The organism is Microbacterium sp. MMO-20, assembly GCF_037147735.1.
GTDB lineage: Bacteria > Actinomycetota > Actinomycetes > Actinomycetales > Microbacteriaceae > Microbacterium.
This window is the reverse complement of the sequence record NZ_JBBCUU010000003.1, coordinates 202,600-221,687: the sequence shown is the minus strand read 5'-3', so window position 1 is coordinate 221,687 and position 19,088 is coordinate 202,600. Positions and strand designations below refer to the sequence as shown.

The window sequence follows — 19,088 nt, the reverse complement described above, 5'->3', positions numbered from 1 at the left end:
CACTGGGACTCGCCTCGACCCGGCGTCCCGAAACGCGCAGGGAGGGGAATCGAGTTACACAACCCCGAGTGAGGATCTCATGGACAGCGGAAACCTCGCGTGGTCTGTCGCGGCGACAGCCCTCGTACTTTTCATGACGCCCGGCGTGGCGTTCTTCTACGGCGGGCTCGTCAAGGCCAAGAGCGTCGTCAGCATGATGATGCTGAGCTTCGGCGCGATGGGCCTGGTCGGAGTGCTCTGGATCCTGTACGGGTTCAACATGTCGGCGATCACCGACGGCCCCACCTTCCTGGCCGGCAACCCGTTCAGTGACTTCGGCCTCGCCAACGCGAACAGCGACACCCTCGTCGGAGCGACCTATGGCGCCACCTTCGCGATCATCACTGTCGCTCTCATCTCGGGCGCTATCGCCGACCGAGCGAAGTTCGGCTCGTGGATGATCTTCGCGGGTATCTGGGCGACGCTCGTGTACTTCCCCGTGGCCGCGTGGGTCTGGGGTGGCGGCTGGATCATGCAGCTCGGCGACACGCTCGGCTTCGACGGCGTCTCGGTCATCGACTACGCCGGTGGCACCGCGGTGCACATCAACGCCGGTGCCGCGGCCCTCGCGCTCGCGCTGGTCCTGGGCAAGCGCGTCGGTTTCCAGAAGGGAATCCACAAGCCGCACAACGTGCCGCTCGTGATGCTCGGCGCCGCGATCCTGTGGTTCGGCTGGTTCGGCTTCAACGCCGGCGCGGAAGGCACGTTCGGCCTCCTCGGCACCGAGGACTCGTCGGTCGGCCTCATCATCATCAACACGCTCGGCGCGACCGCAGCAGCGATCATCGGCTGGGTCGTCGTCGAGAAGTTCAAGGACGGCAAGTCGACCTCGGTCGGTGCCGCGTCCGGCGCTGTCGCGGGTCTCGTCGCGATCACGCCCTCGTGCGCCAACCTGACGCCGGGCTGGGCGCTCCTGCTGGGCCTGATCACCGGCGCCATCTGCGCCCTGGCGATCGAGCTCAAGTGGAAGCTCGGCTACGACGACTCGCTCGACGTGGTCGGCGTGCACCTCGTGGGTGGTGTCATCGGCACGCTCTACCTCGGCTTCTTCGCCACCGGTACCGGACTGTTCGTCGGCGGCGGCATCCAGCAGCTCGTCGTCCAGTTCATCGCGGCGTTCGCGGTGCTGATCTTCTCCTTCGTCGTCGCCTACGTCCTCGGCCTCGCGATCGAGAAGACGATCGGATTCCGCGTCAAGAACGAGGACGAGATCGCCGGCATCGACACCGTCGTGCACGGTGAAGAGGGCTACGCGCTCGTCGACTGATCCCGTCAGGAGCGAAGGGCGTCGGACCGTGGTCCGACGCCCTTCGTCGTGCGCACCGGATCGTTAGGGTGGGGGCATGGCAGGCAGAACGGGCGGCTACCTCACGGGCCTGATCAAAGGCATCGTGAACGTCCTCAGCGGCGGAGCCGCGGTCGTCGACGAGCAACTGCAGCACGCGAAGCGGCGCGAGGATGCCGCGGCGCAGACTGCCTCGCCGGGCCAGCACGGTCGTACGGCCACGATCGAGATCGAGCCGCCGGCAGCGGGCGGCGTGCGCATCACCTACGCCCCCGAGCGTGACGGCGATCCCGACGCGGGTGAGGTCGTGTGGACGTGGGTGCCGTACGAGGAGAACGACGGACGCGGCAAGGACCGCCCCGTCCTCGTCATCGGTCGCCAGAGCGCCGACCGCGTCTTCGCCGTACGGCTGACGAGCAAGGCGCACGACGGGGACCGCGACTTCCTGCCGATCGGTTCGGGCGCGTGGGACTCGCAGGGCCGGCCGTCTTGGGTCGACATCGAGCAGGTGTACTCGGTGCACCGTGAGGGCATGCGGCGCGAGGCATCCGCGATCGACGTGAAGCGCTTCGCGGTCGTCGCCCAGGCGCTGCAGCGCCGCTACGGCTGGGGCTGGCAGGCGGGGGAGTAGCGGCTCACTCGGCTGTCGCCGCCTGCGGCGCGAGGATGATGATCGCAGCCCCCAGAAGCGCGACGGCCGATCCGATGTGGTCCCACACCGTGGGTCGGAATCCGTCCACGACGATGCCCCATGCGAGAGAGCCCGCGACGAAGACGCCGCCGTATGCGGCGAGGACGCGCCCGAAATGGGCGTCGGGCTGGCATGAGGCGATGAAGCCGTACGCGCCCAGCGCGACGATACCCAGCACCGCGAACAACCAGCCGCGGTTCTCCCGCACCGACTGCCAGATCAGCCACGCGCCGCCGATCTCGGCGACAGCGGCGAGGGCGAACAGCGTGACGATGCGCAGCGTGGTCATGCGCGCCATTCTGCCGCCTCGGTGTTTCGTCGTCGTGACGGGCCCGCGGGCACGAGAAAACCCCCGCCGCGGCGGGGGCTCATGGTGGGCGATACCAGACTCGAACTGATGACCTCTTCCGTGTGAAGGAAGCGCGCTACCAACTGCGCCAATCGCCCGTAATCCCGAAGGACCGAGATCCGATGCTACCGGATGCCGAGCGCCGCGCCCAATCGACGCGCGTGACACGCGCGGGCGGCCACCGGTTTTGCGCACGCGCGATCGTCGGCTAAAGTCATTCAAGTGCTCAGGGAAACCGGGGTGCGAATGCGGATGTAGCGCAGTTGGTAGCGCATCACCTTGCCAAGGTGAGGGTCGCGAGTTCGAGTCTCGTCATCCGCTCGAGTGCGGGGATCTCTTTTCGAAGGGGTCACTCCACGTGGGTCGAACCCCACACGGTGGCGTGGCCGAGCGGCTAGGCACCGGCCTGCAAAGCCGTTTACACGGGTTCGAATCCCGTCGCCACCTCGCCTCACAACTGAATACCCATTTGGGCGCGATTGGCGCAGCGGTAGCGCGCTTCCCTGACACGGAAGAGGTCACTGGTTCGATCCCAGTATCGCGCACTCAAGAAAACCCCCGGTAGACGGGGGTTTTTGCATTTCCGAACAAGACAAGGCCGGCCAGGCCGATTCACGCGCTCGCACCCGTCGGAGTCGGAGCGTTAGGCTCGCGGCATGGCCCACCTCGTGCTCACCGTCGTCGGCGACGATCGTGCCGGACTCGTCAGCGCCCTCGCACGCACCATCGCCGACCACGACGGCAACTGGGAGAAGAGCGAGCTGGCCGAGCTCGCCGGTGCCTTCGCGGGCATCGTGCTGGTCTCAGTGCCGGATGAGCGGCAGCGTGCGCTGACGGCGGCGCTCGGCGAGCTCGACGGACTGTTTCGCGTCACGACGCACGATGCGTCGCCCACGGCATCCGCCGACGCCTCGCACTCCGTCTCGTTTACGGTCCTCGGTAACGACCGTCCGGGGATCGTCCGGGACGTCACTGCAACCATCGCCGATCACGCCGTGAGCATCGACGCGTTCCGCAGCCGCACCCTCGAGGCTCCGATGGCTGGTGGCACACTCTTCGAGGCCGTCGTCGAGGTGAGCCTGCCGGCGCACTCCGATGCGGCGGCTCTGACGGGAGCGCTCGAGGCTCTCGCCGGTGAGATCCAGGTCGACCTCACCGTCGGCTGAGCGGGTGGTGGACGACCTCGTTGCGGCGATCCGCGACGACCTTCGGACGCAGGCGAACCCGTCGATCGCTGCCGGCCAGCAGGCGTATATGAAGTCGGCGATGCCGTTCCTGGGAGTTCGCGTGCCCGCGGCTCGCCGGATTGCGCAGTCTCACGGCCGCAGCATCCGAAACGCGGATGAACTGCGACATGCCGCGCTCACGCTCTGGGACGAAGCCCGGTTCCGTGAGGAGCGATACGCCGCGCTCGCCCTCCTCGGGCTGCGTGCACTCCGAGGCAATCCCGACCTCGTGCCGCTGGTCGAGCACATGGTGCGCACCGGTCAGTGGTGGGACTTCACCGACGAAGTCGCTCACCGCGTCGCCGATCTGCTGGATGCGTTCCCCGCGGAGATGGCACTGATCGTTCGCACCTGGAGCAGCGATGGGGACATGTGGATGCGGCGGCTCGCGATCATCGCGCAACTCGGGCGCCGGGAACGACTCGATGCAGACCTTCTGCGCGAGGTGATCGACGAGAACGCCGCCGATCCCGAGTTCTTCATCCGCAAAGCCATCGGTTGGGCGCTGCGGGATGCCGCGCGCAGCGCGCCCGACTGGGTCCGGAGCTTCGTGGCGTCGCGGCAGTTGAGCCCCCTGAGTACTCGCGAGGCCCTCAAACACCTCTGATCGCCCGGTCTGTTCGCGACGGGGCGTGCACCGGTCAGCGGAACGCGAGCGGTACGACGGCGAGCGCGACCGTGACGGGTGCGACGGCGAGGCCCAGCAGGATGTAGCGCTTCCAGGGGACGTCGACCCCGACGGCGTGGAGCCGCTCGTGCCAGAGCAGCGTGGCAAGCGACGCCCACGGCGTGATGAGCGGCCCCGCGTTCACGCCGATGAGCAGGGCGGCCAACCGGACGGGAGAGCCCGCCGCCGACTCCAGGGCGAGATACGCGGGCAGATTGTTGACGACGTTCGCCCCCAGCATCCCCACGCCGGCGACCTGCCAGAGCGAAAGGAGGTCCTCACCGGATCCCGTCGCGGCGGCGAGGAGCGCGCCGGACCCGAGTGCTTCGGCCGCGCCGACGGCGAGGAAGAGGCCCGAGGCGAAGACGACGAGCTGCCACGGCACGAGCGCCCAGCGCAGGGACGTAGGAGAGCGCCATGAGAAGACGACCGCGAGCACGATGGCTGCGCCGACTGCCGGCATCCACGGCGGGATGCCGATGACCAGGAGCGGCAGCATGACGACGAGCACCACCGCGGCGATCCGCAGCAGCGCGGGGTCGACGACGCGCGGAGGGCGAGCGGGGGAAAACCGACCGCGCAGCTCCCGCCGGTTCGTCAGCCAGAGGAGGAGCACGGTGATGAGGGTCGCGATGATCGCCGACGGACCCAGCAGGCCGAGGAAGCCGAGCGCATCCAGATCGCCGAGCCGGTGGGCGGCGAGCAGATTGGTGAGGTTCGACACCGGCAGGAAGAGCGAGGCGGTGTTCGCCAGCCAGACCGTGGCGAACGCGAACGGCATCGGAGACAGACCGTTCGACCGGGCGACGGCGACGACGACGGGCGTGAGCAGCACCGCCGTCGTGTCGAGAGACAGGAACGCCGTCACGACGGCGGCGAAGGCCACCACCGCGAGCCAGAGGACGATGACCCGCCCGCGGGACAGACGCGCCAGTCGTGCGGCGGCCGCATCGAACACTCCGGCCTGCGCGGCGAGCTCCGCGACGATCGTCACAGCCACGACGAACAGCAGGATCGGCCACACACGATCGCCGATCTCCAGCGCGGCATCCAGCGGGAGGAGTCCGAAGACGACGGCTGCGCCGCCCAGGAGCAGCAGCACCGCTCCGATCACGGCAAGCACCACGGCATCCATCATGGACCCTCCTCGACCAGTCCCGTGCGGCGATAGACTGCAGACATGGGACAGAGCCGGATCAGCGCCTTCGCGACTGGCACGCGCGAGCCCGGTATGCGAAAGATCTGGGCCTGAGCGGGCAGGGCGTGCGGCGCCCGAAGCTGAGCATCCCATCCGATCCACTTTTCTGGAGACCTTCCCTTGACTGATGTCTCACCCGCGGCGGACGTGTCGTACCCCGCCGACGGCTTCACCCTGTTCCCCGACCGCTCGGTCGTCGCGCTGCGTGTCGACGGCGAGCTGAAAGACCTCGCGACCGTCGTCGCGGCGACCGACGTCGTCGAGCCGGTCACGGTCGACAGCCCCGACGGGCTCGCTATCCTGCGGCACTCGACGGCGCACGTGCTCGCGCAGGCGGTCCAGCGCATCCGCCCCCAGGCGAACCTCGGCATCGGCCCGCCCATCACCGACGGCTTCTACTACGACTTCGGTGTCGCCGATCCCTTCACACCCGAAGACCTCAAGGCGATCAAGAAGGAGATGGAGCGGATCGTCCGCGAGAACCAGCGGTTCGTTCGTCGCGTCGTCACCGAGCACGAGGCGCGTGCCGAGATGGCGGACGAGCCGTTCAAGCTCGAGCTCATCGGCCTCGCCGGCGGCCCCGGCGCGGGTTCGACCGAGGGCGCGTCTGTGGAAGTCGGTGGCGGCGAGCTGACGATTTACGACAACGTCACCCGCGACGGCGAGACCGCCTGGCGCGACCTCTGCCGCGGCCCGCACGTGCACTCCACCCGGCTCGTCGGGAACGGCTGGGACCTCACCCGCATCGCCGGCGCCTACTGGCGCGGCAGTGAGAAGAATCCGCAGCTGCAGCGCATCTACGGCACTGCCTGGCCCACCAAGGACGAGCTCCGCGCGTACCAGCAGCGCCTCGAGGAGGCCGCCAAGCGCGACCATCGCAAGCTCGGCAAGGAGCTCGACCTGTTCTCGTTCCCCGAGGAGATCGGGTCGGGGCTTTCCGTCTGGCACCCTAAGGGCGGCATCGTCCGGGGCGAGATGGAGCAGCACGCGCGTCGGCGGCACATCGCGGGGGGCTACACCTACGTCTACACCCCGCACATCTCGAAAGAGGACCTCTTCGTCACCTCGAACCACCTCGTGACGTACAAGGAGGGCATGTTCCCCCCGATCGTCATGGACGAGGAGCGGGATGCCGAGGGCAACATCACCAAGGCTGGTCAGGACTACTACCTGAAGCCCATGAACTGCCCGATGCACATCCTCATCTACAAGGAGCGGGCCCGCAGCTACCGCGACCTGCCGATGCGCCTCGCCGAGAACGGCACGGTCTACCGCAACGAGCTGTCCGGTGCCTTGCACGGCCTCACTCGCGTGCGCGGATTCACGCAGGACGACTCGCACCTCTTCGTCACCGAGGATCAGCTGGAGACCGAGGCGACGCGCGTCCTCGAGTTCGTCATCTCGATGCTGCGCGACTTCGGCCTCGACGACTTCGAGCTCGAGCTGTCGATGCGCGACGACGAGAAGTCGAAGTGGATCGGGTCGGACGAGTTCTGGGAGTACTCGACGAATGCGCTCCGCAACGTGGCCGTGGCATCCGGTCTCAAGCTCACCGAGGTCCCCGGCGAAGCCGCGTTCTACGGGCCGAAGATCGACCTCAAAACCCGCGATGCGATCGGTCGCACCTGGCAGCTGTCGACCGTGCAGGTCGATCCGAACCTGCCCGAGCGCTTCGGGCTGGAGTACACCGGACCCGACGGCGAGAAACACCGCCCGATCATGATCCACCGCGCGCTGTTCGGCTCGATCGAGCGCTTCTTCGCGATCCTGCTCGAGCACTATGCGGGGGCATTCCCGGTATGGCTCGCGCCTGTTCAGGTCGTCGGCATCCCTGTCGCGGACGACTTCGCTCCGTACCTCGACGACATCGTGGAGCGGCTGCGCGAGCGCGGCGTGCGCGCGGAGGTCGACCACTCCGCCGACCGGATGCCGAAGAAGATCCGCACTCATACGACGCAGAAGGTGCCGCTGCAGTTGATCGCGGGTGAGCAGGACCGATCCGCGGGCACGGTCTCGTTCCGCTTCCGGGACGGGTCGCAGACCAACGGCATCCCGGTCGATGAGGCGATCGAGAAGATCGTCGGGGCGATTGCGGCGCACACGCTCGTCAACACCGCGGAGGACCTCGCGTGACCGATCGGGACGCCCCTGACGCGCCCTGCCCCGACCTCGAGCAGGCGGCGGAGTTCGCGGGTGTCCCGGACGGCTTCCAGCGGCTGTGGACGCCGCACCGGATGGCGTACATCAACACCGGCGCCGACGCGCTGCGGGGGAGCGGGTGCCCCTTCTGTGCGGCGCCGCAGAAGACGGATGCCGACGGCTTGATCGTCTACCGCGGAGTCACGTCGTACGCTCTCCTGAATCTGTTCCCGTACAACTCGGGACACCTGCTCGTCTGTCCGTACCGACACATCGCGACCTACGACCAGGCGACGTCCGAGGAGGTCGCCGAGATCGGTGCGGTCACGCAGACCGCCATGCGGGTGCTTCGGCAGGTCAGCAAGTGCGACGGGTTCAACATCGGTATGAATCAGGGCGCGGTCGCCGGCGCGGGCGTCGACGAGCACCTGCACCAGCACGTCGTCCCGCGGTGGGGGAGCGACGCGAACTTCTTCCCGATCATCGCGCGGACCAAGGCGCTGCCGCAGCTGCTCGGCGATGTGCGCGAGGCAGTGGCATCCGCCTGGCCCCCCGCCTGAAACGAGCACCGCCGAAACGGCATGCAGCGCGCGGCGCGCCAGGGTGTCTGCCGCGCTGCATGCCGTCTCGGGTGACCGGGTGGCCGGGATCGCGTTCAGCGCACGCGCGTGACGGCGAACTGCTCGCGCGGGTGCGCGTAGTACTCCTGCGCCTCGACGAGCTGCAGTTCGCGCTGTCCGGAATCGTAAGTGAGCTGCAGCAGGTCGTAGACGCTCGAGACCGTCTTGGCGAGAGCGGACGCCGCGTCGCGCGATGAGCGGTAATGTGCCGTGAAGAGCGCCGCGGTGACATCGCCCGACCCGTTGGCCTTCATGGGGATGTGCGGGGTCTGCACCATCCATGCGCCCTCGTCGTCGACGGCGAGCATCTCGATCGTTCCTTCGGGGCGGTCGGGGCGCTCGACGCTCGTGACGAGCACCGTCCGCGGTCCCATCGCGCGCGCGGCGTCGACGGAGGTGAGCGTCGAGTCGAGGTCCCCGGGCTCCGTGCCGGTGAGAAAACCCAGCTCGAACTGGTTCGGCGTGATGATGTCGGCGCTCGGCACGACCCGCTCGCGCAGCAGAATCGGGATGGCGGTCGCCACGAAGCATCCGCTCTTGGCGTTGCCCATGACCGGATCGCACGAGTAGACGGCATCCGGGTTCGCCGACTTCACCCGCGCGACGGCGTCGAGGATCACGTCCCCGATGCCGTCGCTGCCCTGGTAGCCCGACAGCACGACGTCGATCTCGCCGAGCACACCGCGCTCCTCGATGCCGAGGATGACGTCGCGGACGTCATCGGGTGAGATGAGGGGACCCCGCCACGAACCGTACCCGGTGTGGTTCGAGAAGTTGACGGTGTAGACCGGGAGCACCTCGACACCGATGCGCTGGAGAGGGAAGACCGCGGCGGAGTTGCCGACGTGGCCGTAGGCGACGGCGGACTGGATCGAGAGGATCTTCATCGGGATCATCCTGCTTTCGTGAGGGTGGCCGCGCGGACAGCATCGGCCAGGTCGGATGCCAGGCGCTGGAGCTCGGCGTCGGTGAGGTCGTGGGCTGTGAGGCGCAGATGGTGGGCGGCCGAGGGGTCGCTCAGCACGAACTCGTCACCCGGCCGAGCGAGCCATCCACGCCGCATGAGCTGCTCGGCTACGGCGCGCGCCGGCGCGGGGAGAGGGACCCACAGACTCAATCCGTCGCGCGCCGCGGTGGGAACGCCCGCCGCGGTGAACGCCGCCGCCGCGACGAGGTTCCGTGTCGCGTAGTGGTCGGCTGCCGCCGCGACTGCGGCGCGCGCGTGCGCGTCGGTGAGGAGCTCGAGCCCCAGCCGCTGCAGGAGGTGACTGACCCATTGCGACCCAGGATTGAGGCGGCGTGCGAGCCGCTCGGCGGTGTCCGGATCGGAGGCGGTCACGGCGAGGCACATGTCCGGTCCGAGGAACTTCGACACGGACCGGATCAGAGCCCAGCGCTGGTGGTCGGGGCCGATCACGGAGTGGAAGGGCTGCGATGACAGGAGGGAGAAGTGGTCGTCCTCGATCACGAGCACGTAGGGGTGGTCGGTCAGCGCCGCCCGCAGGTCGGCGGCGCGCCGCGCGCTGAGGCTCGCGCCCGTCGGGTTCTGCGCGCGCGGCGTGCAGACGACCGCGCGCACCCCGGCATCCAACGCCGCCCTGAGGCCGGCGACGGTCATTCCCTCGGCGTCGACGGGGACGGCGACGGGCCGGTAGCCGCCGAGACGCACGGTGTTGAGGCTCGCGAGGAAGCACGGGTCCTCGAGCGCAACGGCGTCGTCACGGGTGAGCGTCTGCGCGAGGAGGCGTTCGATCGCGTCGGAAGCGCCGCCGGTGACCGTGAGGCGCAGTGGGCGCTCGTCAGCGACGGCTTCGCGCATCCACGCGGTCGCCCAGCGGTCGAGATCGGGGTCGATGACGGGCTCGCCGTACAGGACCGGTCGCGAGGCGATTCGCCCGAGGGCAGTGCGTGCGTCCGGGATGAGCGCGGCGTCCGGGTTGCCCGTGCCGAGATCGCGGAGGACCGTGCCGCGGGCGAACCCTTCCTGCGCGACGGCGGTGGGTTCGGCCACACGCGTGCCGGCACGCCCGCGCGCCTCGACAAGCCCGGCCTGGGTGAGGTGACGGTACGCGGCGACGACGGTGTTGCGGTTGACCTGCAGGTCGTCGGCGAGCGCACGGACCGGGGGAAGCGCATCGCCGGGGGCGAGTTCAGCGCGCTCGATCTGCTGCCGCACGCTCTCGGCGATCTCGGTCGCCGTGGCGCCGGTGATGACCATGCCTACACCCCTCATCGGCGTCCAGTCTATGTGACAGGCCATGGTACGTTTTGGCCTAGGTCAAAGATGATGACCCCCCACGATCCGTTCCGTCCGCGAGGAGCCCCACGATGCCCACACCCACCACCGGATCCTCCCGCGTCAAGCGGGGCTTGGCCGAGATGCTGAAGGGCGGGGTCATCATGGACGTCGTCACGCCCGATCAGGCGAAGATCGCAGAGGACGCCGGCGCCGTCGCGGTCATGGCGCTCGAGCGCGTGCCCGCTGACATCCGCGCGCAGGGCGGCGTCTCGCGGATGAGCGACCCGGACATGATCGACGGGATCATCGAGGCGGTCTCGATCCCGGTGATGGCGAAGGCGCGCATCGGTCACTTCGTCGAGGCGCAGGTGCTGCAGGAGCTCGGCGTCGACTACATCGACGAGTCCGAGGTGCTGTCGCCCGCCGACTACGTCAACCACATCGACAAGTGGAAGTTCACCGTGCCGTTCGTCTGCGGTGCCACGAACCTCGGCGAAGCGCTGCGACGCATCAACGAAGGCGCCGCGATGATCCGCTCGAAGGGCGAAGCCGGTACGGGTGATGTCTCAGAGGCGATGAAGCACATCCGCAAGATCCGCGGTGAGGTCGCGGCGCTTGTCGCCCTGCCGAAGGACGAACTGTTCGTCGCGGCGAAGGAGCTCCAGGCGCCGTACGAACTCGTCGCCGAGGTGGCCGAAACGGGCGCGCTGCCGGTCGTGATGTTCGTCGCGGGCGGTGTTGCGACGCCGGCGGATGCCGCGATGATGATGCAGCTCGGCGCGGACGGCGTCTTCGTGGGCTCGGGCATCTTCAAGAGCGGCAATCCCGCCGAGCGTGCCGCCGCGATCGTCAAGGCCACGACGTTCTTCGACGACGCGAAGGTCATCGCGGAGGTCTCTCGAGGGCTCGGCGAAGCCATGGTCGGCATCAACGTCACCGATCTGCCGGCTCCGCACCGCCTCGCCGAGCGCGGCTGGTGACTTCGGCCCGTGGGCGTGCGGTGACCCGCGTCGGCGTTCTCGCGCTGCAGGGCGATGTGCGGGAGCACACCCGTGTGCTGACCGCGCTGGGCGCCGACGTGACACTCGTGCGCCGGCCCGACGACCTGGCATCCGTCGATGGACTCGTCCTGCCCGGCGGGGAGTCGAGCGTCATCGACAAGCTGTCACGGGCGTTCGGCATGCAGCAACCGGTACGCGACGCGATCGCGGGTGGCATGCCCGTGTACGGGACGTGCGCCGGGATGATCCTGCTCGCGGATCGCATCGCGAATCCCATCGACGGACAGGAGAGCTTCGGCGGACTTGACGTGACGGTGCAGCGCAACGCGTTCGGTGGTCAGGTGGAGTCGTTCGAGACCGAGATCACCGTCGCCGGCTTCGACGGCCCGGTGCATGCGGCTTTCATCCGCGCCCCGCTCGTCGTCGAGGTCCGGCCCGCAGCGCGAGCGCTCGCGACGCTGCCTGGCGGTGGCGTCGTTGCGGTCAGGCAGGGGAACCTGGTCGCGACGGCGTTCCACCCCGAGGTATCCGGCGAGACGCGCTTCCACGAGTTGTTCCTGCAACTCGTGCGCGCCGCGCGGTAGCGTTCCGGCATGACGACCTGGGTGGCGCTGCTGCGCGGAGTCAACGTGAACGGCGTGACCGTGAAGAGCGCCGAACTGGGTGCTCTCTTCCGTGACCTCGGGTTCGCCGAGGTGAAGACGGTGCTCGCGAGCGGCAACGTGCGGTTCGAGGCCGATGAACCCGAACCTCGCCGCGCGGAGCTGAAGAAGCGGATCGAGACCGGACTGCGCGAGCGATTCGGGTACGACGCGTGGATCGTGCTCGTGTCTCGAGACGAGCTCGCGCATGCCATCACGGGCTTCCCTTTCGACGCGGGGGATGCGGCTCGACAGCCCTACGTCGTGTTCACGAGCGACGACGCCGTCCTTCGCGAGCTCGTTGCGGCGATCGCGGACCTCGACCCCGATATCGACCCCGCGCGGGGCGGGGCAGGCGTCGTCTACTGGAACCCCGCGAAAGGGTCCTCCACCGATACCCCGTACGCGAAGCTTCTCGCGAAGGCGCGGTTCGCGGCATCCACGACGACCCGCAACCTCCGCACCCTCGCGAAGATCATGGCCTGATCCCCGTAAACTGGCTGTCATGTCCGGACACTCCAAATGGGCCACGACCAAGCACAAGAAGGCCGTCATCGACGCGCGCCGTGCCAAGTCGTGGGCGAAGCTCATCAAGAACATCGAAGTCGCCGCGAAGCTCGGCGGAGCCGACCAGGCGGGCAACCCGACCCTCTTCGATGCCGTCCTGAAGGCGAAGAAGACCTCCGTCCCGAAGGACAACATCGACCGCGCCATCAAGCGCGGCGCCGGCATCGGCGGCGAGTCGGTCGAGTACACCTCGATCATGTACGAGGGCTACGGTCCGAACGGCGTCGCCCTCATGATCGAGTGTTTGACCGACAACAAGAACCGCGCGGCCGCCGAAGTGCGCACCGCCCTCTCGCGCAACGGCGGCACGCTCGCCGACCCGGGCTCCGTCGCCTACAACTTCAGCCGCAAGGGCGTCATCGTCGTGTCCGATGAGGGCACAACCGAGGACGACGTCATGATGGCGGCGCTCGAGGCGGGCGCCGAGGAGATCGAGCCGCACGCCGAAGGGTTCGAAGTCATCACCGAGGCATCCGACCTCGTGGCGGTCCGCTCGGCGCTCGTGGACGCCGGCATCGAGTACGACTCGGCCGACGTCGAGTTCGTCCCGAACCTCAAGGTCGAGATCGACGCCGATACGGCGCGCAAGATCTTCCGCCTGATCGACGCGCTGGAAGACAGCGACGACGTGCAGAACGTCTTCAGCAACTTCGATCTCTCCGCCGACGTTCAGGCCGAGCTCGAACAGGACGAGTGATCTCCACCCACCGGTCGTTCACGCCGGCGCTCCATCGCCGGAGGTGAGTCGCAGAGCGGCTGCGCCCGTTTCGACGCCTAGCGTGGAACAGTGGCAGCCGCTCTCCGCGTTCTCGGCATCGACCCCGGCCTCACCCGGTGCGGTGTCGGTATCGTCGACGTCCGTGCCGATCGATCGGCATCGCTCGTGCATGTGGGCGTCGTCCGCTCACGCACCGATCTCGAGATCGGCGAACGCTTGGCGGTGATCGCCGCGGGACTGCGCGACGTCCTCTCCGCGCACCGCCCCGACGTCGTCGCCGTCGAGCGCGTGTTCGCGCAGCAGAACCGCGCGACCGTGATGGGAACGGCGCAGGCGAGCGGTGTGGCCCTGCTCCTTGCAGCCGAGCACGGGCTCCCCGCGGCGACGCACACGCCATCGGAGGTGAAGGCCGCGATCACCGGGTACGGTGCGGCGGAGAAGCTCCAGGTGCAGACGATGGTCGCTCGGGTGCTGCGCCTCGACGCCCTGCCACAGCCCGCGGATGCCGCAGATGCGCTCGCGATCGCACTGTGTCACGCGTGGCGGCGCGGCGCGCCGACGACGGCGGGGACGAGTGCGGCGGGCGAAGCGGCGCTGACGCCGGCGCAGCGAGCATGGGCGCGGGCGGAGAAGGCGGCCGCACGGCGGTGAGCGGCGCGCAGCCCCGCAGCCTCGCGCGGGTGCGTGTCGCTCGAACAAACGTCCGAAGACGCCTCTAGGGTGGTTGCATGATCTCCTCCCTGCGCGGCGTCGTGCTGCATTCCGACGCCGACTCAGTGATTGTCGAGGTCGGCGGCGTGGGGTTCTCCGTCGCGGTGCCGACGGACGTCGCGCGCGGCCTGCGTGCAGGCGACGAGACGCTTCTGCACACGAACCTCGTCGTGCGTGAGGACGCGCTGTCGTTGTTCGGATTCGCCGAGCGCGACGAGCTCGACACGTTCACGCTGCTCCTGAGCGTCTCAGGCGTCGGCCCGAAGTCAGCCCTCGGCGTTCTGTCGGCCCTCAGCGTCGCGCAGATCGCCGAGGCGGTGGCGAACGAAGACGATGCGCCGTTCCGGCGCGTCTCGGGGATCGGACCGAAGACGGCGAAGCTCATCGTCGTCCAGCTCGCCGGCAAACTTCACGCTCGACTGCCCACTCCCGCTGGAGCAGCGCCCGGCATCGCTCCTGCCGCTGTCAGTGCGAAGGTGGTCGCCGCGCTCATCGCACTCGGGTGGAGCGAGCGCGTCAGCACCGAAACCGTGCACGAGATCGCCGGAACCGCGGCGGCATCCGACCTGGGCTCCGTGCCCGCCCTGCTGAAGCTCGCCCTCGCGCAGCTCGGCCCGAGCAGGACGGAGCGTACGAGTGTCTGACGATTCCGCCCGTGACCCGGGGCTTGCGGAAGACGAGACGGAGCTTGCCGTCGAGGGGGCTCTGCGTCCCACATCGCTCGCCGAGTTCGTCGGGCAGCAGAAGGTGCGGGGTCAGCTGCAGCTCCTGCTCGATGCCGCCCGGATTCAGCAGCGTCCGCCCGACCACATCCTCTTGTCAGGGCCGCCCGGTCTCGGCAAGACGACGCTCGCGATGATCGTCGCCCACGAGAGCGAGCGGCCGTTGCGGCTCTCCAGCGGCCCCGCGATCCAGCACGCCGGCGACCTCGCTGCGCTCCTGTCGAGCCTCGTCCCGGGCGAAGTGCTCTTCATCGACGAGATCCACCGGATGGCGCGCTCGGCGGAGGAGATGCTCTACCTCGCGATGGAGGATTTCCGCATCGACATCATGGTCGGTAAGGGTGCGGGCGCCACGAGCATCCCGCTCGACCTTGCTCCTTTCACGCTCGTCGGGGCGACGACCCGTTCGGGGCTGCTCCCGAACCCTCTGCGCGACCGCTTCGGCTTCACGGCGCATCTCGAGTACTACGAGCCGGAAGAGCTCGAGCGCGTCGTCGCGCGGTCGGCCGGCTTCCTAGGCGTGGACGTCCCCGCCGCCGCGCGCGACGAGATCTCGCGGCGCTCGCGCGGCACACCGCGCATCGCGAACAGACTGCTCCGACGCGTGCGCGACTACGTCATCGTGCACGGAGCGGGGGAGAGTGCGTCTGAAGCGGACGTCTCTGCAGCGCTCGACCTCTACGACGTCGACGCCATCGGGCTCGATCGCCTCGACCGCGCCGTCCTGGATGCCGTGGTGCGGCGCTTCCGCGGCGGCCCGGTCGGCCTGTCGACCCTCGCGGTGACGGTGGGAGAGGAGGCCGAGACGATCGAATCGGTCGTCGAACCCTACCTCGTGCGCATCGGCTTCCTCGGACGCACGCCGCGCGGGCGCGTCGCCACGCCTGAGGCATACGCCCACTTGCGCGTGCCGCAGCCCGGGGAGCCCGCGATCTTCGATGACCTATAATCGCTGAAGGTCGGTTCCTGAGGCTGTCGAAGGCCCGCCGTGCTTCTTCGCGCATCTCGCGCGCACCCGAAAGGTCGTACCCATGGATTGGATCCTGCTCGTCGCGATGGCGGCGCTGCTCATCTTCATGTTCTGGAGCTCGCGTCGTCGCGCTGCCCGCATGAAGGCCGAGCAGGAGGCGAAGTCCCGCGCCATGCTCCCCGGCGTCAAGGTACTCCTCCAGGGCGGTCTCTACGGCACGCTCGTCGAGTACGACGGCGAGGACCTTTCGAAGGCCGCCCGCGTCGCGCTCGCCCCGGGCGTCGAGGTCGAGGTGCACAGCCAGGCGATCCTTCGCGTCGTCGACGAAGAAGAGGGCACTCTCACCGAAGACGAGTTCCTCGAGGCTGAGTCCGACCAGGCCGAGTACGTGGCCGATGTCGTGGACGGCGAGATCGCCTCGATCAGCGATGACGCGCAGAGCGCCCGCCCCACGGTGGAGACCGCCGCCGCGGAGAAGAAGGCTGCCGACGGCGCCGAGCCCGGCGACAAGCCGCAGGCCTGACTCACCGCTTCCCACCACCGCTCCGCGGTCTTCGACGAAGAAAGCTGACCCTCCGTGGCCACACCCACCCCTGTGCGTCATGCCTGGCGCGCACTGACCGGCCTGCTCGCGATCGTCGTCGTGCTCTTCGGCGTCAATGCCCTCGGCGTATACGCCTTCGGCAAGAGCTCCTGGACGCCCGAGCTCGCCCTCGACCTGCAGGGCGGCACGCAGATCATCCTCTCGGCCAAGACGCCCGACGGCGCCGCGCCGACGACAGAGCAGATGAACCAGGCGGCCGCGATCATCCGCCAGCGCGTGGATGCCTCGGGTGTCGGTGAGACCGACATCACGACGCAGGCCGGCAACCAGATCGTCGTGCAGATCCCCGGCCCCGCCGACGACGAGACCCGCGATCGCATCGCCGCCTCCGCGCAGATGCAGCTGCGCGCCGTGCTGTACACCACCGCGGCATCCACGTCGTACGTGGGCGAGGACGGCAACCAGACGCCGTACCCCACACCGGACCCGAGTCTCGTCGCCACCCCGACGGCTTCTCCGACTAACGGCAGCGACCTGAATTGGGTGACGCCGGCTCTTCAGGCGGAGTTCCTCGCATACGACTGCTCGAACCCTGCGAACGATCCGGCGAACGCGCCCAAGGATCAGCCGGTGATCGCGTGCGACCCGGCCGGCACCGCGAAGTACATCCTCGGTCCGGTCGAACTCGACGGCTCGTCGATCACGGATGCCACGGCCGGCATGAACACGCAGAACGGCCAGTGGGTCGTCAACGTCGTCTTCGATGAGGCGGGCGCGAAGACCTTCGGCGAGGTCAGTCAGCGTCTCTACGCGTTCACGAAGGCGGGTCAGACCCCGCAGAACCAGTTCGCGTTCGTCCTCGACGGCGCCGTCATCTCCGCACCGTCGATGAACGGCGTCATCCTCGACGGCAAGCCGCAGATCTCGGGCACGTTCACCCAGGAGAGCTCGAAAACTCTCGCCGACCAGTTGAAGTACGGTGCGCTGCCGCTCAGCTTCGAGGTGCAGAGCACGAACTCGATCTCGGCGACCCTCGGTTCGCAGCAGCTCCAGATCGGCCTCATTGCGGGTCTCATCGGACTCGCGCTCGTCGCGCTCTACTCGCTCATCGTCTATCGCGCGCTCGGATTCGTCATCATCGCCTCGCTCGCGGTGATGGCCGTCTTGACGTACATCACGCTGTGCATCCTGGCGTGGCGCATGGGCTTCCGTCTGTCGCTCGCGGGCGTCGCGGGACTCATCGTGACGATCGGATTCACCGCCGACTCGTTCATCGTCTACTTCGAACGCATCCGCGACGAGCTGCGCGACGGCAAGTCGATCACGGGCGCCGTGGAAGACGGCTGGGGTCGAGCCAAGCGCACGATCTACATCTCGAAGTCGATCAACATCCTCGCCGCCGTGGTGCTGTACATCCTGGCGGATGCCACGGTGAAGGGCTTCGCCTTCACGCTCGGACTCACGACACTGATCGACATCCTGATCTTCATCCTGTTCACGCATCCGGTGATGCAGCTGCTCGCACGGACACGCTTCTTCGGCGGCGGACACCCTCTCTCGGGCCTTGACCCCGAGGCGCTCGGGGCGGTCTACCGCGGGCGCGCGCAATTCCGCGCTCCTGTCGCCGCGAACGCACAGGGCGCTGCAGCGCGCCGGGCGAAGCGCTCGCGCGGCGAGGCGGAACGCCGTCAGACGATCGCAGAACGCAAGCAGGCCGAGCTCTCCGGGAGCCGCTCGACGACGGAGGGGGACGACTGATGCGCTCCATGAACCAGCTCGGAAACGACCTCTACACCGGCAAGACCTCGTTCCCGTTCGTCGGGCGACGGCGGCTGTGGTTCCTCATCGCGGCGATCCTCGTGATCGGCGCAGCGCTCGTGCCGCTGTTCCGCCCGATCCAGTTCTCGATCGAGTTCACCGGCGGGTCGCAGTTCACCGTGAGCGGCATCACCGCGCCCGACCAGGCGCTGGCGACGACCGCGGTGCAGACGGTGGTGCCCGGCGCCACGACGAAGGTCACCACGATCGGCTCCGCCGACGGTGAGCAGTCGGTCCGCGTGCAGACCGATCAGATGACAGACGAGGAGACCCGCGCGGTCTCCGCTGCCCTTGCCGAGGCGTACAGCGTGTCGGCGGACGAGGTGAGCTCGTCGTTCATCGGCCCGAGCTGGGGCCAGGATGTGACGCGCCAGTCACTGTGGGGTCTCGCGATCTTCCTCGCGCTGACCTTCATCATCCTCGCGGTCTACTTCCGCACGTGGAAGATGTCGGTCGCTGCCATCATCGGCCTCGTCGACGTGCTCGTCATCACGGTCGGGGTGTACGCGCTGTTCGGGTTCGAGATCTCTCCGGCGGCCGTGATCGGGTTCCTGACGATCCTCTCGTACTCGCTGTACGACACGACGGTCGTCTTCGACAAGATCCGTGAGAACACCCGCGAGGACGGTGAAGGGTCGGGGCGCACGTTCGGAGAGTCGGTGAACCTGGCGGTCAATCAGACGCTGATCCGCTCGATCAACACGACCGTCGTCGCTGCCATCCCCACGGGCGCGATCCTCTTCATCGGCGCGCTGTGGCTGGGAGCGCAGACGCTCACCGACATCTCTCTGTCGATTTTCGTCGGAACGATCGTCGCCGCGTACTCGACGCTCTTCGTCGCGGCCCCGCTGTTCTCGCTCCTGCGGGAGAACGAGCCGGAGATCAAGGCGCGCGATGCGCGTGCCCTCACTGCGCGCGAGCGCGCCGCCGTCGCCGCGTGACC

Annotated in this window: 20 protein-coding genes and 4 tRNA genes; 19 read left to right on the top strand and 5 right to left on the bottom strand. The window is 68.4% G+C overall.

Annotated features, from left to right (window positions below):
- The first annotated feature begins 79 nt into the window (after positions 1-79).
- Positions 80-1,306 carry an ammonium transporter gene (locus WFI52_RS07040; protein WP_336626292.1) on the top strand — a complete coding sequence of 409 codons (1,227 nt, stop codon included), beginning with the start codon at positions 80-82 and terminating at the stop codon, positions 1,304-1,306.
- A gap of 76 nt (positions 1,307-1,382) precedes the next feature.
- The gene (locus WFI52_RS07035) at positions 1,383-1,955 is read left to right on the top strand and encodes a type II toxin-antitoxin system PemK/MazF family toxin (RefSeq protein ID WP_336626291.1); all 573 of its coding nucleotides are present in this window, start codon (positions 1,383-1,385) and stop codon (positions 1,953-1,955) included.
- A 4-nt stretch (positions 1,956-1,959) separates the two neighbouring features.
- Here the strand turns inward: WFI52_RS07035 and WFI52_RS07030 are convergent, their stop codons facing one another.
- Together WFI52_RS07030 and WFI52_RS07025 are read right to left on the bottom strand one after the other, a co-directional pair.
- Entirely contained in the window at positions 1,960-2,304 is a 345-nt protein-coding gene (locus WFI52_RS07030) for a YnfA family protein (RefSeq protein ID WP_336626290.1), read from the bottom strand.
- Between the two features lie 82 nt (positions 2,305-2,386).
- Positions 2,387-2,462: transfer RNA gene (locus tag WFI52_RS07025), tRNA-Val, on the bottom strand.
- A gap of 150 nt (positions 2,463-2,612) precedes the next feature.
- Here WFI52_RS07025 and WFI52_RS07020 point away from each other — a divergent pair.
- The 5 genes from WFI52_RS07020 (at position 2,613) to WFI52_RS07000 (ending at position 4,197) form a co-directional block, all read left to right on the top strand.
- Positions 2,613-2,685 (top strand) — tRNA-Gly (locus WFI52_RS07020).
- Between the two features lie 55 nt (positions 2,686-2,740).
- A tRNA-Cys gene (locus WFI52_RS07015) sits at positions 2,741-2,811 on the top strand.
- Between the two features lie 26 nt (positions 2,812-2,837).
- Positions 2,838-2,909: transfer RNA gene (locus tag WFI52_RS07010), tRNA-Val, on the top strand.
- Between the two features lie 111 nt (positions 2,910-3,020).
- Complete coding sequence (locus tag WFI52_RS07005) at positions 3,021-3,530, top strand: glycine cleavage system protein R (RefSeq protein ID WP_336626289.1); 510 nt, start codon at positions 3,021-3,023, stop codon at positions 3,528-3,530.
- Between the two features lie 4 nt (positions 3,531-3,534).
- Entirely contained in the window at positions 3,535-4,197 is a 663-nt protein-coding gene (locus tag WFI52_RS07000) for a DNA alkylation repair protein (RefSeq protein WP_336626288.1), read from the top strand.
- A gap of 34 nt (positions 4,198-4,231) precedes the next feature.
- Here the strand turns inward: WFI52_RS07000 and WFI52_RS06995 are convergent, their stop codons facing one another.
- Entirely contained in the window at positions 4,232-5,392 is a 1,161-nt protein-coding gene (locus WFI52_RS06995; protein WP_315552615.1) for an SLC13 family permease, read from the bottom strand.
- A gap of 183 nt (positions 5,393-5,575) precedes the next feature.
- Here WFI52_RS06995 and thrS point away from each other — a divergent pair, with 183 nt between their 5' ends.
- Both thrS and WFI52_RS06985 read left to right on the top strand, forming a co-directional pair.
- Positions 5,576-7,588, top strand: coding sequence for a threonine--tRNA ligase (gene thrS, locus WFI52_RS06990; RefSeq protein ID WP_336626287.1), 2,013 nt, complete (start codon positions 5,576-5,578; stop codon positions 7,586-7,588).
- Positions 7,585-8,154 (top strand): HIT family protein, encoded by a 570-nt coding sequence (locus tag WFI52_RS06985; protein WP_336626286.1) that lies wholly within the window; start codon positions 7,585-7,587, stop codon positions 8,152-8,154. The genes thrS and WFI52_RS06985 overlap by 4 nt, the downstream gene beginning before the upstream one ends.
- 95 nt (positions 8,155-8,249) lie before the next feature.
- Here the strand turns inward: WFI52_RS06985 and pdxY are convergent, their stop codons facing one another.
- Together pdxY and WFI52_RS06975 are read right to left on the bottom strand one after the other, a co-directional pair.
- Entirely contained in the window at positions 8,250-9,101 is an 852-nt protein-coding gene (gene pdxY, locus WFI52_RS06980; RefSeq protein WP_336626285.1) for a pyridoxal kinase PdxY, read from the bottom strand.
- A gap of 5 nt (positions 9,102-9,106) precedes the next feature.
- Positions 9,107-10,447 carry an aminotransferase class I/II-fold pyridoxal phosphate-dependent enzyme gene (locus WFI52_RS06975; protein ID WP_336637402.1) on the bottom strand — a complete coding sequence of 447 codons (1,341 nt, stop codon included), beginning with the start codon at positions 10,445-10,447 and terminating at the stop codon, positions 9,107-9,109.
- Positions 10,448-10,542: 95 nt separating this feature from the next.
- Here WFI52_RS06975 and pdxS point away from each other — a divergent pair, with 95 nt between their 5' ends.
- The 10 genes from pdxS (at position 10,543) to secF (ending at position 19,086) form a co-directional block, all read left to right on the top strand.
- Entirely contained in the window at positions 10,543-11,433 is an 891-nt protein-coding gene (pdxS, locus tag WFI52_RS06970; RefSeq protein WP_336626283.1) for a pyridoxal 5'-phosphate synthase lyase subunit PdxS, read from the top strand.
- 20 nt (positions 11,434-11,453) lie between these two features.
- On the top strand, positions 11,454-12,038 hold the full coding sequence (gene pdxT / locus WFI52_RS06965) for a pyridoxal 5'-phosphate synthase glutaminase subunit PdxT (protein WP_336626282.1): 585 nt from the start codon (positions 11,454-11,456) through the stop codon (positions 12,036-12,038).
- A 9-nt stretch (positions 12,039-12,047) separates the two neighbouring features.
- Positions 12,048-12,581: a DUF1697 domain-containing protein gene (locus WFI52_RS06960; RefSeq protein ID WP_336626281.1), complete on the top strand. Its 534-nt coding sequence runs from the start codon at positions 12,048-12,050 to the stop codon at positions 12,579-12,581.
- A 19-nt stretch (positions 12,582-12,600) separates the two neighbouring features.
- The gene (locus WFI52_RS06955; RefSeq protein ID WP_336626280.1) at positions 12,601-13,359 is read left to right on the top strand and encodes a YebC/PmpR family DNA-binding transcriptional regulator; all 759 of its coding nucleotides are present in this window, start codon (positions 12,601-12,603) and stop codon (positions 13,357-13,359) included.
- A gap of 90 nt (positions 13,360-13,449) precedes the next feature.
- Positions 13,450-14,031, top strand: a complete 582-nt coding sequence (gene ruvC / locus WFI52_RS06950) for a crossover junction endodeoxyribonuclease RuvC (RefSeq protein WP_336626279.1) — start codon at positions 13,450-13,452, stop codon at positions 14,029-14,031.
- 77 nt (positions 14,032-14,108) lie between these two features.
- Entirely contained in the window at positions 14,109-14,735 is a 627-nt protein-coding gene (gene ruvA / locus WFI52_RS06945) for a Holliday junction branch migration protein RuvA (RefSeq protein ID WP_336626278.1), read from the top strand.
- Entirely contained in the window at positions 14,728-15,762 is a 1,035-nt protein-coding gene (gene ruvB, locus WFI52_RS06940) for a Holliday junction branch migration DNA helicase RuvB (protein WP_336626277.1), read from the top strand. Before ruvA ends, ruvB begins: the two co-directional genes overlap by 8 nt.
- An 82-nt stretch (positions 15,763-15,844) precedes the next feature.
- The gene (locus tag WFI52_RS06935) at positions 15,845-16,306 is read left to right on the top strand and encodes a preprotein translocase subunit YajC (protein ID WP_336626276.1); all 462 of its coding nucleotides are present in this window, start codon (positions 15,845-15,847) and stop codon (positions 16,304-16,306) included.
- Between the two features lie 54 nt (positions 16,307-16,360).
- Positions 16,361-18,085, top strand: coding sequence for a protein translocase subunit SecD (gene secD, locus WFI52_RS06930; RefSeq protein WP_336626275.1), 1,725 nt, complete (start codon positions 16,361-16,363; stop codon positions 18,083-18,085).
- The gene (gene secF / locus WFI52_RS06925; protein WP_336626274.1) at positions 18,085-19,086 is read left to right on the top strand and encodes a protein translocase subunit SecF; all 1,002 of its coding nucleotides are present in this window, start codon (positions 18,085-18,087) and stop codon (positions 19,084-19,086) included. Before secD ends, secF begins: the two co-directional genes overlap by 1 nt.
- Positions 19,087-19,088: the final 2 nt, after the last annotated feature.

What these genes read in the sequence shown, in the direction of transcription:
- secF (WP_336626274.1), top strand. Translation starts at nt 18,085, where the DNA reads ATGCGCTCCATGAACCAGCTCGGAAACGACCTCTACACCGGCAAGACC.
- WFI52_RS07035 (WP_336626291.1), top strand. Translation starts at nt 1,383, where the DNA reads ATGGCAGGCAGAACGGGCGGCTACCTCACGGGCCTGATCAAAGGCATC.
- pdxY (WP_336626285.1), bottom strand. Translation starts at nt 9,101, where the DNA reads ATGAAGATCCTCTCGATCCAGTCCGCCGTCGCCTACGGCCACGTCGGC.
- ruvA (WP_336626278.1), top strand. Translation starts at nt 14,109, where the DNA reads ATGATCTCCTCCCTGCGCGGCGTCGTGCTGCATTCCGACGCCGACTCA.
- pdxS (WP_336626283.1), top strand. Translation starts at nt 10,543, where the DNA reads ATGCCCACACCCACCACCGGATCCTCCCGCGTCAAGCGGGGCTTGGCC.
- WFI52_RS06935 (WP_336626276.1), top strand. Translation starts at nt 15,845, where the DNA reads ATGGATTGGATCCTGCTCGTCGCGATGGCGGCGCTGCTCATCTTCATG.
- WFI52_RS07005 (WP_336626289.1), top strand. Translation starts at nt 3,021, where the DNA reads ATGGCCCACCTCGTGCTCACCGTCGTCGGCGACGATCGTGCCGGACTC.
- WFI52_RS06975 (WP_336637402.1), bottom strand. Translation starts at nt 10,447, where the DNA reads ATGAGGGGTGTAGGCATGGTCATCACCGGCGCCACGGCGACCGAGATC.
- WFI52_RS06955 (WP_336626280.1), top strand. Translation starts at nt 12,601, where the DNA reads ATGTCCGGACACTCCAAATGGGCCACGACCAAGCACAAGAAGGCCGTC.
- WFI52_RS06960 (WP_336626281.1), top strand. Translation starts at nt 12,048, where the DNA reads ATGACGACCTGGGTGGCGCTGCTGCGCGGAGTCAACGTGAACGGCGTG.
- WFI52_RS06995 (WP_315552615.1), bottom strand. Translation starts at nt 5,392, where the DNA reads ATGGATGCCGTGGTGCTTGCCGTGATCGGAGCGGTGCTGCTGCTCCTG.
- WFI52_RS07040 (WP_336626292.1), top strand. Translation starts at nt 80, where the DNA reads ATGGACAGCGGAAACCTCGCGTGGTCTGTCGCGGCGACAGCCCTCGTA.
- WFI52_RS07030 (WP_336626290.1), bottom strand. Translation starts at nt 2,304, where the DNA reads ATGACCACGCTGCGCATCGTCACGCTGTTCGCCCTCGCCGCTGTCGCC.